Raw genomic sequence first — 15856 nt, 5'->3', positions numbered from 1 at the left:
GTTATTTACTTGTGAAATTAAACTAAATATATAAAAATATCGGTAACTATTTGCCTTGTTGGAGAATAAGTTGGTTTGCTAGTGCTATATCAAATAAATTGTTTTCTTGTGTTTCCAAGAAATAATCCAATTGCCATTTTTGCGTTTTTTGGGCTTGTTTATTGGTTGTTATGTCCCAAGGTGGATAAACTCGAATGGCGCGTTTACCTTCTTTTTTATCTGATACGATTTCTTTGCTTATCAAAATTGATTTAGGAAAAACAAATAACCCAAAGTGATTATCTTTTCGTGTGCTGACAATAAATAAGTCAATTGAATCGGTAGAATCAAAAGGCTGAATTGGACCTTGATTTATTCTTTTCCAAAGCGTAACAAATTGCCCTGTTTTGGTTGGGGTGATTTTTGCAGTTCGGAAAAGAATGTTTAAATTATTTAAGATGAAAGTACAGGCTCCATATTCAGAACTTTCAGCTTCAAGAGTGAGTTGGGTGATTTTGAAATTACAATTGCCAGAAAGTATTTCTCGGATTAATATTAAATCTTTCGAAATACCTTTTGGAGTAATTTGAGCTGTCAAATCATTTTTATGTAAATTCATTCTATTTGTTAAAGATGTAAGAAAAGTACAAAAGTTAATTTAGTTTTACAGATTAACTACACTCCATTTTATTACTATTTTTTACTGTTTTTCGCATTCATATTCATATAGTCAATCGTTAATTCAGACATTGCTTTCATCCCTAATACAAAGCCACTTTCGTCGATATAAAAATCAGGTGTGTGATGACCGGCAGTTTCTGAAGCTTGCTTTCCTTTTGGCATTCCACCCAAAAAAATGAACAATCCTGGAACTTTTGCTTGGTAAAAAGAAAAGTCCTCAGCTCCTGTTACTGCTGTTGTCAATATTACATTTTCTTTTCCAGCTACATTTTCTAATGTCGGTAACATATTTTGTGTTAATGTGGGGTCGTTATAAGTAATTAATGTTTTTTTAGTAATAGAAACATCTGCGGTTGCTCCTGCACTTTCGGCAATATTGGTTGAAATTTGTTTTATTCTGGAATGTATTAAATCTTGTGTTTTGCTATCCAATGTACGAATGGTACCGTTCATTATAAGTTCTTCAGGGATAATGTTACTTCGAACTCCTGCATTTATTTGCCCAACACTAACAACTGCTGCAGATTCTGTAAGCTCTACATTACGACTTACTATAGTTTGTAAGCCTAAAATAATTTGTGAAGCGGTGACAATTGGATCGATCGACATCCAAGGATATGCGCCGTGAGATTGCTTTCCTTTTACTTTTATTGTAAACCAATCTGAAGATGCCATAGTTCCTTTTGGGCGGTATTTTATTTTTCCAACCTCGGTTTGAGCATTGATATGCAGTCCAAAGATAACATCTACTTTGGGGTTTTCAAGAACACCTTCTTTGACCATTAGTTCTGCTCCTCCTTCTTCACCTTCAGGAGGTCCTTCTTCTGCAGGTTGGAAAATAAATTTCACAGTACCATGTAACTCATCTTTAATTGATGCCAAAATTTCGGCAGTTCCCATCAAAATGGCAATATGAGAATCATGACCACAAGCATGCATTATGTTTACGGTTTTTCCGTTATAGTCTGCTTCGGCTTTTGATGCAAAAGGAATATCTACTCTTTCCTTTACTGGTAGAGCATCCATATCAGCTCTTAGTGCAACAACAGGACCTGGTTTTCCACCTCTTAAAATACCTACTACTCCTGTTTTTGCTACCCCTGTTTGGACTTCGATTCCTAAAGAACGAAGGTGAGAGGCTATTTTTTCAGCAGTTTTGAATTCTCTGTTTCCTAACTCTGGGTTTTGATGAAAATCCCTGCGCCAAGCAATGACTTTAGATTCTAATGAGTTGGCTTTTTGTGAAACTTTTACTTTTAAGTTCGTGTTTTGTGTAAATGCTATCCCATTTATGAATAAAAAGATGGCAATGAGTTTGTTTTTTTTCATTCTTTATAATGGATTTTTTTATTTGGTTAATGCTAGTTTTAATGTATTATCACCCAAATATAAATCTTTAAATTGGATTGATATAAAACAAATGGTTTGATATAAAAAAAACCGTCTGTTTTATAACAAGACGGTTTCTATTTTAGTTTTTGCTTTTCAGTTTGTCTTTAAAAACTTTCTCAAATTTTTCAAGTTTTGGTTGTATGACCATTTGGCAATACGGCTGGTTTTTATTATTGGCATAATAATTTTGATGGTAATCTTCAGCTTTGTAAAACTTCGTGAAGGGTTCTATAGTAGTCACGATAGGATTATCAAACGCTTTAGCTTTTTTTAATTCGGCAATTATAGATTGTGCTTCTTGTTTTTGTTCTTCATTATTGTAAAAAATTACAGAACGGTATTGTGTTCCTCTATCGGCACCTTGTCTATTAAGTGTTGTTGGGTCATGAACGGTGAAGAATACCTTGAAAATTTCATCAAGATTGGTCACGTTTTTGTCAAAAGTAATTTGAACTACTTCAGCATGACCAGTAGTTCCAGAACAAACTTCTTCATAGCTGGGATTTGCAATTTTTCCTCCTGAAAAACCTGAAACTACAGATTTTACTCCTTTCAAGTTTTCGTAAACAGCCTCTACGCACCAGTAGCATCCTCCGCCAAGTGTTATGGTTTCAAAATTAGATTGTGTCATTTTTTTAGTTGTATTATTGTTTTGAGAAAATAGTGTCCCGGTAAATAGCAAACAGGCTAAAATTATTGTTTTCATTTTTATAAAATTTGAGTTTTATTTAGCATCTGGAACAAAATCAAGAGCTATGGAATTCATGCAATATCTTTTGCCCGTTGGAGCAGGGCCATCATCAAATAAATGTCCTAAATGTCCGCCACATCTTCCACAAAGAGCTTCTATTCTTTCCATTCCGATAGAATTATCGTTTTTAAATACGATACTTTTTTTGTTTTCTTGTTCAAAAAAACTTGGCCAGCCACAACTACTGGAAAATTTGGCTCCCGAACGAAAAAGGAGGTTGCCACAAGCTGCACAATAATAGGTTCCTTTTTCGTCTGTGTTCCAATATTTGCCAGTAAATGCTCTTTCGGTATCGGCTTTGCGAGAAACTTGATAAACGTCTTCTGGTAGAATTTTTTTCCACTCGGCATCGGTCAAATTCAGTTTTGTAGTGTCGGTATGTGAGTAATATGGATTTCCAGGTTTACTTTGATATGTTTCAACCGAAGCCATCGCATTACTCTTCGTTTCTTTACTTTGTCCACAAGCTTGAAAAACAAATAGTGGAAGCAGTAGTAAAATGCAAAAAAAAGATGTTGTTTTCATTAGAAGTTAAATTTGTTTTTTAATTGAAAATGGTATCGTCATTCTTCAATTTTAATTTGTGACTTTTGAATCATGACGATTTCAAGGTGTTTGTTTTTATACCCAAATGTAAAGGACAAATAACAATCAAAATGTCGGGTATTTTACAATTCAATTTCTATTTATAGAATTTTTAACTATTGTTAGTTACGTTAAAAACGACTTTTTGGTTTTAAAAAAAATAATTAGATGAAGTTTTTTCTATAAACCAATGCGCATATTGATTAAATGTTTTTTGAACCCTACCTTTTCGTATGCTCTTATTGCCGAAGGATTATCATTATAGACATCCAATCGCATTTCAAATATATCTCGGGAGCGAACCCACTTGCTCAGTGCTTCAATAATCTGGGTATTTACTCCTTTTCCTCTGTGGTCTGGATGTGTAAACATAAAACCCAAATAGGCAAACAATGAATGATTTAAATATGGTTTTGCGTTCTCTATTCTGGCGTATCCAGAGCCTATTATTTGTTTATCCAAAACGGCAACAACGACTTCTATATCGGTAGCCGAAATCATTTTTTCTATGTTGTAATAACTTATTTTCCCTTCTTTCAATGTTGGGTCAAATGGACGTTCGGCGGCGATAATTCCTTGTTCAAATTCAAGGAGTATAGCTAGATCATCTAGGGTAGCTTTTCGTGTATAAATCATTGTGTTGCGACTGAATTTTATAGTATCAAATATACAAAAAGGAAATGTAGAATTTCTAGGGTTAGAATTCCAAGATTTATGAAAAGAATATCTTCAACAAAAAGCAAAAGAATGTTAAAGCCTTTGGGAAGCACATCTTTTTTGTACTTTTGTTCTATTAATAGATTATATGGAAGAAGAACAAGTAATATTAGTAAATGAATTAGATGAACAAATTGGTTTAATGGCCAAATTGGAAGCACATGAAAAAGCCATTTTACATCGTGCTTTCTCAGTTTTTGTTCTAAATGATAAAAATGAAATTATGCTCCAACAAAGAGCACATCAAAAATACCATTCCCCTTTATTATGGACGAATACTTGCTGTAGTCATCAGCGAGACGGTGAAACAAATATTCAAGCCGGTAGCCGTAGATTGTATGAGGAAATGGGCTTTAAGACGGAGTTAAAAGAACTTTTTAATTTTATTTACAAAGCTCCTTTTGATAATGGTTTGACTGAGCATGAGCTTGATCATGTAATGATTGGCTATTACAATGAGGAACCTATGATTAATCCCGAAGAAGTTGAAGATTGGAAATGGATGAAAATTGAAGATATACAAAGTGATATGCTTTTAAATCCAGAAATTTACACCGTTTGGTTCAAAATTATTTTTGATGAATTTTATCATTTTCTGGAAGAGCATACAATATAAGATTGCATATTTTAGATTTGCTTCGCCTGTTCGATGTCGCTCGGGTCAAAATGTAGAAATCAAAAATTTTAACTCCTAAACCTCAAAATTCCCTATGAGAGTAACCATATCCAGAAAAGCTCATTTTAATGCAGCCCATCGTTTGTATCGAAAAGATTGGACTTTCGAACAAAATGATGCCGTCTTTGGCAAATGCAATAATCCTAATTTTCACGGACACAACTATGAATTAATAGTTAGTGTTACGGGGGAAATAGACAAAGAAACAGGCTATGTTATGGATGTGAAATTTTTAACCGATATTATTAAGGAAGAGGTTGAGGATCAATTTGACCATAAAAATTTGAATTTGGATGTACCCGAATTTCTAGATTTAAACCCCACTGCAGAAAATATTGTAGTGGTGATTTGGAATAAAATACGTAAAAAAGTAAAATTGGATTTGGATTTGGAAGTGGTTCTTTATGAAACACCACGCAATTTTGTAACCTATAAAGGAGAATAATGGAATTGAAAGTAGGAGATAAAATTCCAAATTTTAAGGCAAAAGACACCAATGGGAATGACTTTGACAGTCAGGAAATAATTGGGCAAAAACCATTAGTTATTTATTTTTATCCAAAAGATAATACACCCGGATGTACAGTTCAAGCCTGTAGTTTTAGAGATCAATATGAAGATTTTAAAGATTTGGGTGCCGAAGTAATCGGAATTAGCAGCGATAGTATTGAGTCACATCAAAAATTTAGCCAACAATACAACTTGCCTTTTATTCTTTTGTCGGATACGGATAAGAAGATAAGGAAACTTTTTGGAGTGCCTTCCGGTTTGTTTGGGATATTGCCGGGCAGAGTTACTTATGTTGCCGACAAAACCGGAACAGTCATCATGGTATTTGACAGTATGATGGCTAAACTGCATATTCCAAAAGCTCTTGAAGCGATTAAAAAATTACAGTAAAAAATTGACAAAATAGTATTACTGTTTGATTATAAAAGTGTTGAAATTTGCAAATAAAAAATATGAACTCAAAAATATATCCGTTACAGTTTGATGCAATCTTGAAAGAAAGAATTTGGGGTGGGGAAAAACTAAAAACAATTTTGAACAAACCAATTACATCTAGTATTACTGGGGAAAGTTGGGAGTTGTCCACCGTTGAAGGAGATGTAAGCGTTGTTGCAAATGGTGATTATAAAGGAAAAGCATTGACAGAATTAATCAATGAATTTCCAAATGAAATTCTAGGAACAGCGGTTTATAAAAGATTTGGGAATCAATTTCCTTTACTTTTTAAATACTTGGATGCCCGTGAAGATTTATCGATCCAAGTGCATCCCAATGATGAATTGGCTAAAGCAAGACATAATTCTTTTGGGAAAACCGAAATGTGGTATGTTATGCAGGCTGATACCGATGCTAGAATTATTGTAGGATTCAAGCATGATTCCAATTCTAAAGAATATGTTGAACATCTTAGTAATAAAACGTTGATTGATATATTGGATACCGTAAAAGCAAAACCAGGAGATGTTTTTTTCTTGGAAACGGGAACGGTTCACGCTATTGGTGCTGGATTGGTCATAGCCGAAATACAACAAACTTCTGATATTACTTATCGTTTATATGATTTTGATCGAAAAGACGCTCAGGGAAATACTAGGGAACTTCATGCAGATTTGGCTTTGGATGCCATAAATTACAAAAAAGTCGACACCTATAAAGAATATACCAAAGAGGTAAATAAATCGAATACAGTAGTTGACTGCCCATACTTTACCACTAATTTTATTCCACTTGAAAATGAGAAAAATGTTCTGAATTCCGGGACTTCTTTTGTGGTATATATGTGTGCGGAAGGTTCTTTTGAAATTGATTACGATGGTGTAATTTATCAATATAAAAAAGGGGATACAGTTCTAGTTCCTGCTGCGATGAAGAATTATAATTTGAAGGGAAAAGCTTCTATTTTAGAAATTTACATTTCATAGTTGGGAATAGAAAGATTATGTGTACTTTTGCAAACGCAAATTAAATAAAAAATAAAATGGCAAACGTTAAGAATTTAAAGAAAGACATCAACTACGTTTTAGGAGATATTATTGAAGCAGTTTACTTGTTTGAAATTTCTACAACAGGAAAACCTACTGAAGAAACGAATGCATTGATTGACGAAGCTATCGCTGCTTTTGATGTTTTGATCACTAAAGTGAATGCTAAAAATGTTGAAAACAAAAAAGCACATTTCAAACAAATAAATGTAGAATTGGAACAAACTGCTAATCAATTGATTGGTAAAATCAACGATTTGCAGTAAAAAAAAGGGCAAAAAAAGTTTGAATTTATTTTGGAAAAACGAAATTCAGACTTATATTTGCACCCGTAATGAGTCGCCAGCGTAGCTCAGTTGGCTAGAGCAGCTGATTTGTAATCAGCAGGTCGTGGGTTCGAGTCCCTCCGCCGGCTCTTTAAAAAAAACCATCTATTCATTTAGATGGTTTTTTATTTAAGTTGACACATTACAAAATATATTGAGTCCGCCAGCGTAGCTCAGTTGGCTAGAGCAGCTGATTTGTAATCAGCAGGTCGTGGGTTCGAGTCCCTCCGCCGGCTCTTTAGTAAAACCATCTAACTTTTGTTAGGTGGTTTTTTTGTTTTATGACTGTTTATGATTTTAGTCAATTTCTAAAGGTCACATATTCATACAGTACTAATGGTTATTTTTATATTTTTTTTCTTTACTTTATAATTACTAAAATTCAAGAACTTCAAATTATTGTTGTTGCAACAGTTGCAGGGATTGTTATAAATTAATACTATGAACAGAAAAGATTTTTTAAAATCGAGTACTTTATTTGGCGCAGCGGCATTAGTGCTTCCTACGACCAATGCGTTTGCTGAAAATTTAGCCGATAATTCAATTGACAAATTGGTGGATGTTAATGGTAATTATATTCAGCAAACTTTGCCATACAGCGAAAATTTTCTAGAACCCTATATGGATGCAGAAACCTTGCATTTGCATTATACTTTTCATCATGGTGGAGCAGTAAAAGGAGCTAACAAGGATTTACAAATGATAAAAAAGGCATTAGACGAAAACAATTTGGAAACAGTTGATTTTTGGACGAAAAAGTTATCTTATCATTTTTCATCTCATATATTACATTCTATATTTTGGACAAATCTCACTAATAAAAGCAATTTGCCTCAAGGAGATTTATTAAAGCGAATTGAGAAAAGTTTTGGAAGTTTCGATCGACTTAAAGTATTGATTGCTGCAACTGCCAAAAATGTAGATGGTAATGGTTGGGGGATATTAGCTTATCAACCTTACAGTGATAGCTTAGTAATCTTGCAATGCGAAAACCACGAAAAACTTACACAATGGGGAGCGATTCCATTATTGGTTATTGATGTTTGGGAACATGCCTATTATTTGAAATACAAAAACAAGCGTACTGATTTTGTTGATGCACTTTTTAATATTATCAATTGGGATAATGTGGCATTGCGATTGAACGATGCCTTGAAATTAACTAGATAGTATATTTAAAGGTTGAATATTTTATTTCAAAAAGGATATTTGTTGCAATAGACAAATATCCTTTTTTGTTTTAAATAGAATTTGATTTCTTTCACTATTGTTGTTGATTCCTATTGGTTCGCGAGAGGGATAGAAGCTAGCTACCGAAGTAGCGTGGATAGCCCGACCGTATTTTTGGAAAGGGCCGTATAAGCGAAAAAGTGGATTTGGCCCTTCCCGAAAATGGGGTCTCGCCCAAATGAGTTTTGATGAACTGATGAAGTAAATCTTTGTTGAATTATGGATACAAAAAAACCGCCTTGATAGGCGGTTTCGATTTATAAAATAAAGTTGAATTATTTTGCTTCAGTCTCTTTTATGGCATTAACGTATTTAGTCAGTTTTTTACCATAAAGAGACTTGGCTACTTTTGGAGTCATTGATTTTTGAATGGTATCCAAATATTTGATGTTGATATCATAAATTTCGGCTAATGCAATATACGGAGATACTTCATGATCTTTATTGTTTACTGCAAAATTGGTTGCGTAAAGATATTTACGTTTTATATTGTTGTCTTGCAAAGCGTTTATGCTATCTATTGCTTTTGCATTATTGCTTTTTATAGCTTTAAATTTTTGCTCAATCAAGGTTAGATTTTCGTCACTGAAACGAGAATTTATTTTTTTGTATTCCTCATATAATTCCTGGTTTTTTGAACCAGTAATTTTGGCACTTGAAATAAATGAATCTAAGTTTGTGTCAATATTGATTGTTCCAGGTTCTGCAAAAAACATGATGTTGTTGTCAAGTGAGTTAGTTACACCTCTGTCAAGATATAGGTACAGCATTTCGGGAGATTTTAAGTCAATGTTACTTTCAAAAGCAGAATTTCCGTCAATTTTGATGCTATCGATCGCCACAAGGGAAGAGTCAGCATATCTTTGAATGTACAAAGTTCCTTCTTTTAATCCTTTGATGTTTCCTGTGATATGCAGATTTGTTTTGGATTCATTTTTGTTACAAGCAACCAAAAGAAATAGAGTAACAAAAGCAATAATTGAATTTTTCATGTGTAAATAATATTTGTTTTTTTGGGAAACATAAAAACGCTATTCTCATTGTTGAATTAGGGCGATTTTAGTTTTGTTTATTTTTGGCGCAAAATAAAGAAAATTGTTGGAATGAACCGTTTTAATGAGAGTGAATTTCAAAAAAAAATCCCATTCGCCGCCGCGAATGGGATTTTGTGTAAGGTTGTTATACCTTTCGTCATTATATTATATCTAATGAGGTTGGTATAATGCCGTTGTATATTTTCATTTGGCTCAATTTTTATTGGAGTATTTTGAAATAACAAACGGTATTAAGATTATCCTTTCAGCCAGGCTTCTCTCAAAGCTGCTTTTGAAGCATCGGTTGCTTCAAGACCATCGGTATCTATATAAGGAAGTTTTACTGTTCCTTTTAATACTTGCTCTTTTCCGTCGCGTTTAATTTTTATAGAGATTGCATCGTTCTCTTTCCATTTTTGACTTTCTGAAATCATGTCGTAAATGTTGCTTAGAGAATAAGGTTTGTCATTGATGGCAAGGATGATATCTCCACCTTTTAAGTCTAATGCTGTATAGAAAATAGTCAATTCTTTGTTTGGAGCTACAAAAATCTCGTTGGTTTCATGATTAACAGCGATGTATGGAGCCTGACCTTTTAGGAATATCCCTTCTGATGTTTTTTTGGTAACTTTTGTTACTCCAACTTTTGCTAAATACTCATAGTAAGGAATAGGTGTTGGTCCAGATACATATGTTGTTAAAAAAGTTCCAACTTCAGGATAGGTTAATGACGTTATTTTTGCAAATAAATCAGCATCATTAAATGGTTTTGAAACTCCATATTCATTAGATAATTGATGCATTAAATCTAATATTCCTCTTTTTCCTCCGCTACTTTCTCTGATTTGTATATCCAAACACATTCCGATTAATGCTCCTTTTTGATATACATTTAAGTATTGATCTTTATAAGGCTCAGTTAGTACATTAGCACTCATCGTTGTAAATGGCATGGTGTCATTCAAAGCGTTGGCGCTTTCTATTTTTTCGGATATACGAGAATAGAATTCATTCTCATTTATTAATCCTTGATTGATTTGGAAAAGATTGGCGAAATATTCAGTTACACCTTCATACATCCATAAATGTTGAGACATTTTTGGTGCATTATAATCAAAATATTGGATTTCTTTTGAATGGATTGTTAATGGAGTTACGATATGAAAAAATTCATGTGAAACTACATCTTTCATTTGTTTTACCAATTCGTCTTTTGGCATCATTTCTGGCATAACAACAGTAGTTGCTGTAGGATGTTCCAATGCACCAAAACCTTTTGCATCGGTTGGTGACATTGTAGAAAGATAAAGAATTACAGTGTATTTTTTTGTGGAATTGATTTTTCCTAAAAAAGTTTTTTGAGCAGTCATCATTGTTTTCATTTCTGGAGTAATACTCTCTGCTGTGAATTTTCCTGATGGTGAGTATACTGCAATTTGAATATCCATACCATCTACAGTAAAAGAAGTGTAGTCAGGTTTGGAATACATGATAGGGTTTTCGATTAATTCTGAATAAAGTGGCATTTCAAAAAGATCTACTGTTGAAGAAGCATCTTTGTCAATCATTGAAGTTGCTCCCCAAATTGTTTCAGGATGAGTAATGGTAACTTTATAAGGAATCTCTTTTTTGTCTTGAAAGTATCCAACAAAACCATGTAAGTTTAGCATAAAGTTTTTATTCACATCTATGTTTGTACCGGTTGGAGAGAATACATCATCTTTTCCAAAACCTCTTCCTTTTTCAGTGTCAAAAGTGTCGTTTACTAGGTAAGTAATTTTTGCTAATGATTTTGCTTTTTTGATTGACCAAGTGTTATCATCTGTTTTGGTAACAGTCAATAAGTTTCCTTTGCTGTCATAGGCTTTAAAATCAGCAACGTATTTTCCGTAATCATCTACTGAATAGGTTCCAGGAACTGTTTTTGGAAGACTATAAGTGATTTCGTCTGTTTTGATTTTTGGAGCTTTTACAGTAACCAAAACTTGGTCATCCTTTACATCAATAAGATTGATGTTGACTTCAATTTCTTCTTTTTTTGAATCTACTGGATTTGTAGTGCTAGCTTTGCTTGTCCAAATTAGAGAAGAAAAAGCAAATGCAAAGATTATTTTTTTCATTTTGTAAGTGTTTGTTTTGTGCATTAGTATTTCAAAAACTAAAAATGTTACAAAAATGTTTTAATTAAAGAGGTTGTTGCAAAAAAATAACTAAAAAGGGTAGCTGCTACTCGCTGGAAAGAACTGTTTTATTGTTTCAAATGTTAATACTTGCTTGATTCACAGCGCTCAACGGATTAAAAGTGGAATAAAAAAAAACTCCTGAAATTCAGGAGTTTAAAAGGTTTGGTTAGTCTAGTTTGTTTTTTATGTAATATTTTCCATCTAAATCTTCGTCAAAATCATCGATTTTAAGAGGTTTCGGCTTTGGTTTACTTGCAATAGCTTTCTTTTTCCACATTTCATATTTTTCGGTTGGCATTTTCTTTTTCATAATTTCAAGAACCTCTTTCTCGTCTAAGCCGAATTCTTTCTTGATAATCTCAAACGGATTTCTTTCTTCTTGGGCCAATGTAACAAGTCTTTCTGTTTGTTCCCAGTTTAATTCTTTGCGGTTACTCTTTTTCATCACGTGAAAATTAATTCTATTTGGTGTTAATGATTAATAAATCTGATTTTAAATCTTATACCAATATTAATAAAAATAATTATTACTTTTTATTTTAATTAAAAAAAATATTCAAATTTTTAATTCTTTTTTGACGTGCGATACTTTTTAAAAAGAGTTTAAATTAATTTCCGATCGATTGTTTTCTTTTCAGTTAGCTTATTTGATTACTCGAAAGGTTAGATTTATTCTTGGCCCGATAGGTTTGGCTGTTTTTGGGACTTGATGTTTCCAGAAATGCTGTGTAGTTCCTTGCATTAATAACAAACTTCCGTTTTCTAAAATAAGGTTCTTTTTTTGAGTGGTATCAAAGTTGTGTTTCAATTGAAAGTTGCGTTCTGCTCCTAAACTTAATGATGCGATTACGGGATTTATGCCTAATTCTTTTTCATTATCCGCATGCCATCCATTACTATCGCTGCCATCTCTGTAATAATTCAATAAAACGGTTGTGAAATTAGTTTTGGAAACACTTTCTACAAGCGATTTAATTTTTTGTAAAGACAATGTCCAATGATGAGGTTGCATAGTGATATTAGAGTAGGAGTAAGGTTTTCCTTCGTTCCCGTATAAAGCGGTTAATCGCGGCTGTAGATGTTTTTTGCCATAAACCGTAATTTCATCCTGTTGCCAAGGAATGTTTTCAAGTAATTCCTGAAAAAGTGAATCAGCTTCTTCTTTTGAAAGAAAAGCAGGGAAGTATATGATTTCAGCATCTGGTAAATTAAAAACTATGGGCTCGGATTGAAATAGTGAATTCATATTGCAAAAATAAAGAGAAAAACAAAATCTAGTATTTCGTTTTTCTCTTTATAATTTATTTTTTGATTATAAAATCTAAGCTTCAGAATGGTCTTGCAATAAATTTTTATAGATAAAACCAGCTACAATAGCACCCAAAATAGGAGCGGCCCAAAACAACCAAAGTTGAGATAGTGGTTCACCACCTACGAAAATAGCCTGAGATAATGATCTTGCAGGATTTACAGAAGTGTTCGTAATTGGAATACTGATTAAATGAATAAGGGTAAGTCCAAGTCCAATAGCAATCCCGGCAAATCTTCCATTGGCAAATTTATCAGTGGCGCCAAGTATAATTAAAAGGAAAAATAATGTTAGTACAAATTCAGCAATAAAAGCAGCTTGCATAGAATAACCATCTGGAGAAAAAGCACCATATCCATTAGATGCAAAAGCGCCAGCTTTAGTATTATCTATCATAAATCCAGCTTTTCCAGAAGCAATAGTATAAAGTGTTCCGGCAGCTGCAACAGCACCTACGCATTGTGCTATTATATAAGGAAGTAATTCTTTAGCCGAAAATCTTCCGCCAGCCCATAATCCAAAAGAGACAGCTGGATTAAAATGCCCTCCTGAGATATGTCCAACAGCGTAAGCCATGGTCAAAACAGTTAAACCAAAGGCCAATGAAACTCCCACAAATCCAATTCCTAAATCAGGTATGCCTGCGGCGAATAATGCACTACCACAACCTCCAAAAACCAACCAATACGTTCCGAAAAATTCTGCAAAAAGTTTTTTCATGATAAAAAAATTAAGTTAATAGCTAATAGGTAAAATGTTTAAAATAGTTTTCAATACAAAGCCTCTGTAATTTAATAAGAATTGTATGGATTACGAATTTATAAAAAAATTAACAAATAATAACTATAACTGTATTTTTTTAAAGCTGATAATCAGTGAGATTACTCTTTTTTGAAGTTGATATTCATTATAATGATAGCCAATATAATGAGGAGTATACCTACCCATTGTAACAAAACAACATTTTCATGTAAAAGAAAATAAGCCATTAAAACCGAAACAGGAAGTTCAAGTGCCGAAACTATACTTCCTAATCCAATTCCTGTAAGCGGAAATCCAGCATTCATAAGCATTGGTGGGATAATTGTACCAAAAAGGGATAGTATGATTCCCCATTTAAGGAATATTGTATAATGGAATTCTGTGTTTTGTGTCGCGATTCCAAAGGCAAAAACAATTACAGCTCCTCCCAAAAGCATATACAAACTGCGTTGTGCTGAAGAAATTCCTAAGGCAACTCGATTGGCAGTAAACATAGTGGTTGTGAATGAACAGGCAGCCAACATTCCCATAACAAGTCCTCTCCAATCCAACTGAATTTCATTTTTAAAGATGTTGGTAGCCAAAAGTGTTCCTGTTAAAACCACAAGAGCCGCCACTATTTTTTGTGTTGAAGGGATTTTTTTTTCCAGAATCATTTCCAGAATCAAACCAATCCACACCGTTTGCATTAATAATACAATGGCAATAGAAACAGGAATATATTTAACGGCCATATAATAAAAGACACTGGTCAGTCCCATAGAAGTGCCCGCAATCATCAACTGGAATATGTTTTTCTTTGTGGCTTTGATAACGTCATTTTCGCTTTTGGCTTTTTGAAACCAATTAATGATAAGAATTCCGGTAATTCCTAATACGAATTGTGAGATAGTAACTTCGGCGGTAGTATATCCTTCGTCATAAGCCATTTTTACAAATGTGGCTAGCATTCCGTAACTAGTCGCGCCAAATCCTACCAAAAATACTCCTTTGAGTGTATTGTTTTTAAACATATTTGAATGTGTGTGTTTAGATGTTTCTTTGTGATAAAAAGAAATCGACTTTGATTAGATAGTCGGCTGTTGTTCTTTTTCGAGCTCTTTATGGGTCAAATCACTCAAATGCAAACGCAGTGCATCAACCGAAATGTTAATCTCCCAAAAGCAAAGTGCCAAAGAGATTAACAGAGCAAGCAAACTGAAACCAAATAAATAAATTCCAGTCAGCTGATAATCTAAGAATAATACCAGCATTGTAAAAACAGACAGAAATAAACTCAACACACCTGCCATCTGCATAAAGCGAATAAGAGTCAATCGCAGGTTGAGGTTTTTTATTTCCAGCAAAATCAATCGATTCTCCTTTTCTTTATAGGCTTTCTTCAGGCCGCGTATAATGGTCGCGAGTGTCAAAAACCGATTAGTGTAAGCCAACAAGATTAATGAAGTTGCCGAAAACAGTAAAGCAGGAGTTTCTATATGAAGTGTCATTAATGTAATTTTTAGATTGCAAAGTTCGTTTTTTTTAAGCAGTAATAAAAACCGCAAGTATAGTTTGTAGAAGGTCGAAAAGAAGGGGTAATATATAAGGTAGCCAAAATCCCAATATTCAGGAGCTATTTCCCGCTATCCGCTACAATCTTGTGGTCCGAACCCCGGACCACAAGGATTTTCGCTACTATCGGGGCTAGGGCTTGGGTTTTTCATAAGAAAGAAAGCAAAAGATTCATAGCTTATATATAGGAGATCCATTTACAGAAGGAAAACCACTTCTTATATATAGGAGATGCGGTTTGAAAAAGGAAAGAGCCGCAGAAATCCGTTTTTTTTACATTTTTTTCAAGCCATTCCAACCCCAAAACAAACCAGAAAGGAGCAAAAGCGATTAAATTATAAGAAACAGCCTATTGAAATTTTGAAATCCACAAAAAAGGTTATCTGTAAATTTCAATATATCAATGCGTTAAAAATTAATTGTAAAATTAAAGTAAAATAAATGTAAAAAGCCATTGTTTAAACGAATAAACGTGCTACTTTTGCACCCGCAACAACGCACAAGTTCTTTCACATACTGACAAGCAAACGAATTGAAACTGAAAATTTATTTTCAAAAAAGATTCAAAAAAGCTTGTGAGAAAAGAAAAAGCTTTGTACTTTTGCACCCGCTAATCGAAAGACTAGTGCATAAGAAACAAGAAGAACACGTTCCTAGACATATTGAATTGACAGCCGTTTTTATAT

General features: G+C 33.4%; 18 protein-coding genes and 2 tRNA genes. 8 read left to right on the top strand and 12 right to left on the bottom strand.

Annotation, left to right across the window (positions count from 1 at the left end; all coding sequences use genetic code 11):
• Positions 1-46 precede the first annotated feature (46 nt).
• From AC1DY0_RS07815 to AC1DY0_RS07795, 5 genes are all read right to left on the bottom strand, one after another.
• Positions 47-598 carry a MepB family protein gene (locus AC1DY0_RS07815; RefSeq protein WP_477188067.1) on the bottom strand — a complete coding sequence of 184 codons (552 nt, stop codon included), beginning with the start codon at positions 596-598 and terminating at the stop codon, positions 47-49.
• A 74-nt stretch (positions 599-672) separates the two neighbouring features.
• A complete protein-coding gene (locus AC1DY0_RS07810; protein WP_477188066.1) occupies positions 673-1989 on the bottom strand; it encodes an amidohydrolase in 1317 nt (438 codons plus the stop codon).
• Positions 1990-2131: 142 nt separating this feature from the next.
• Positions 2132-2758 carry a peptide-methionine (S)-S-oxide reductase MsrA gene (gene msrA, locus AC1DY0_RS07805; RefSeq protein WP_477188065.1) on the bottom strand — a complete coding sequence of 209 codons (627 nt, stop codon included), beginning with the start codon at positions 2756-2758 and terminating at the stop codon, positions 2132-2134.
• A gap of 18 nt (positions 2759-2776) precedes the next feature.
• The gene (gene msrB / locus AC1DY0_RS07800; RefSeq protein ID WP_477188064.1) at positions 2777-3328 is read right to left on the bottom strand and encodes a peptide-methionine (R)-S-oxide reductase MsrB; all 552 of its coding nucleotides are present in this window, start codon (positions 3326-3328) and stop codon (positions 2777-2779) included.
• Positions 3329-3568: 240 nt separating this feature from the next.
• Positions 3569-4024, bottom strand: coding sequence for a GNAT family N-acetyltransferase (locus AC1DY0_RS07795; protein ID WP_477188063.1), 456 nt, complete (start codon positions 4022-4024; stop codon positions 3569-3571).
• A gap of 169 nt (positions 4025-4193) precedes the next feature.
• Between AC1DY0_RS07795 and idi the strand changes: the two genes are divergently transcribed.
• The 8 genes from idi (at position 4194) to AC1DY0_RS07755 (ending at position 8268) form a co-directional block, all read left to right on the top strand.
• Entirely contained in the window at positions 4194-4721 is a 528-nt protein-coding gene (gene idi / locus AC1DY0_RS07790; RefSeq protein ID WP_477188062.1) for an isopentenyl-diphosphate Delta-isomerase, read from the top strand.
• Positions 4722-4815: 94 nt separating this feature from the next.
• On the top strand, positions 4816-5226 hold the full coding sequence (locus AC1DY0_RS07785) for a 6-pyruvoyl trahydropterin synthase family protein (RefSeq protein WP_477188061.1): 411 nt from the start codon (positions 4816-4818) through the stop codon (positions 5224-5226).
• Positions 5226-5681: a peroxiredoxin gene (locus AC1DY0_RS07780; RefSeq protein WP_477188060.1), complete on the top strand. Its 456-nt coding sequence runs from the start codon at positions 5226-5228 to the stop codon at positions 5679-5681. Before AC1DY0_RS07785 ends, AC1DY0_RS07780 begins: the two co-directional genes overlap by 1 nt.
• Positions 5682-5743: 62 nt before the next feature.
• A complete protein-coding gene (locus AC1DY0_RS07775) occupies positions 5744-6712 on the top strand; it encodes a type I phosphomannose isomerase catalytic subunit (RefSeq protein WP_477188059.1) in 969 nt (322 codons plus the stop codon).
• 56 nt (positions 6713-6768) lie between these two features.
• On the top strand, positions 6769-7038 hold the full coding sequence (locus AC1DY0_RS07770) for a hypothetical protein (RefSeq protein WP_111410923.1): 270 nt from the start codon (positions 6769-6771) through the stop codon (positions 7036-7038).
• A 75-nt stretch (positions 7039-7113) separates the two neighbouring features.
• Positions 7114-7187, top strand: a tRNA-Thr gene (locus AC1DY0_RS07765).
• Positions 7188-7260: 73 nt separating this feature from the next.
• Positions 7261-7334, top strand: a tRNA-Thr gene (locus AC1DY0_RS07760).
• Positions 7335-7539: 205 nt separating this feature from the next.
• Positions 7540-8268, top strand: coding sequence for a superoxide dismutase (locus tag AC1DY0_RS07755; protein ID WP_477188058.1), 729 nt, complete (start codon positions 7540-7542; stop codon positions 8266-8268).
• Positions 8269-8603: 335 nt separating this feature from the next.
• On the opposite strand, the gene AC1DY0_RS07750 is transcribed toward AC1DY0_RS07755, so the two are convergent.
• The 7 genes from AC1DY0_RS07750 to AC1DY0_RS07720 form a co-directional block, all read right to left on the bottom strand.
• Positions 8604-9320: a DUF4369 domain-containing protein gene (locus AC1DY0_RS07750; RefSeq protein WP_477188057.1), complete on the bottom strand. Its 717-nt coding sequence runs from the start codon at positions 9318-9320 to the stop codon at positions 8604-8606.
• 299 nt (positions 9321-9619) lie between these two features.
• Entirely contained in the window at positions 9620-11482 is a 1863-nt protein-coding gene (locus AC1DY0_RS07745) for a M61 family metallopeptidase (RefSeq protein WP_477188056.1), read from the bottom strand.
• Positions 11483-11711: 229 nt separating this feature from the next.
• Positions 11712-11990: a DUF2805 domain-containing protein gene (locus tag AC1DY0_RS07740; RefSeq protein ID WP_310008660.1), complete on the bottom strand. Its 279-nt coding sequence runs from the start codon at positions 11988-11990 to the stop codon at positions 11712-11714.
• A gap of 198 nt (positions 11991-12188) precedes the next feature.
• Positions 12189-12791, bottom strand: coding sequence for an alpha-ketoglutarate-dependent dioxygenase AlkB family protein (locus AC1DY0_RS07735; RefSeq protein ID WP_477188055.1), 603 nt, complete (start codon positions 12789-12791; stop codon positions 12189-12191).
• 75 nt (positions 12792-12866) lie between these two features.
• On the bottom strand, positions 12867-13574 hold the full coding sequence (gene aqpZ / locus AC1DY0_RS07730; protein ID WP_477188054.1) for an aquaporin Z: 708 nt from the start codon (positions 13572-13574) through the stop codon (positions 12867-12869).
• Between the two features lie 161 nt (positions 13575-13735).
• Complete coding sequence (locus AC1DY0_RS07725) at positions 13736-14629, bottom strand: EamA family transporter (protein ID WP_477188053.1); 894 nt, start codon at positions 14627-14629, stop codon at positions 13736-13738.
• 54 nt (positions 14630-14683) lie between these two features.
• Positions 14684-15106 (bottom strand): DUF2721 domain-containing protein, encoded by a 423-nt coding sequence (locus tag AC1DY0_RS07720; protein WP_116797295.1) that lies wholly within the window; start codon positions 15104-15106, stop codon positions 14684-14686.
• Between the last annotated feature and the right edge of the window lie 750 nt (positions 15107-15856).

The organism is Flavobacterium sp. P1_E4 (assembly GCF_056405915.1).
Note: the sequence above shows the minus strand (reverse complement) of the source record. Positions and strands in the feature narration are given on the sequence as shown.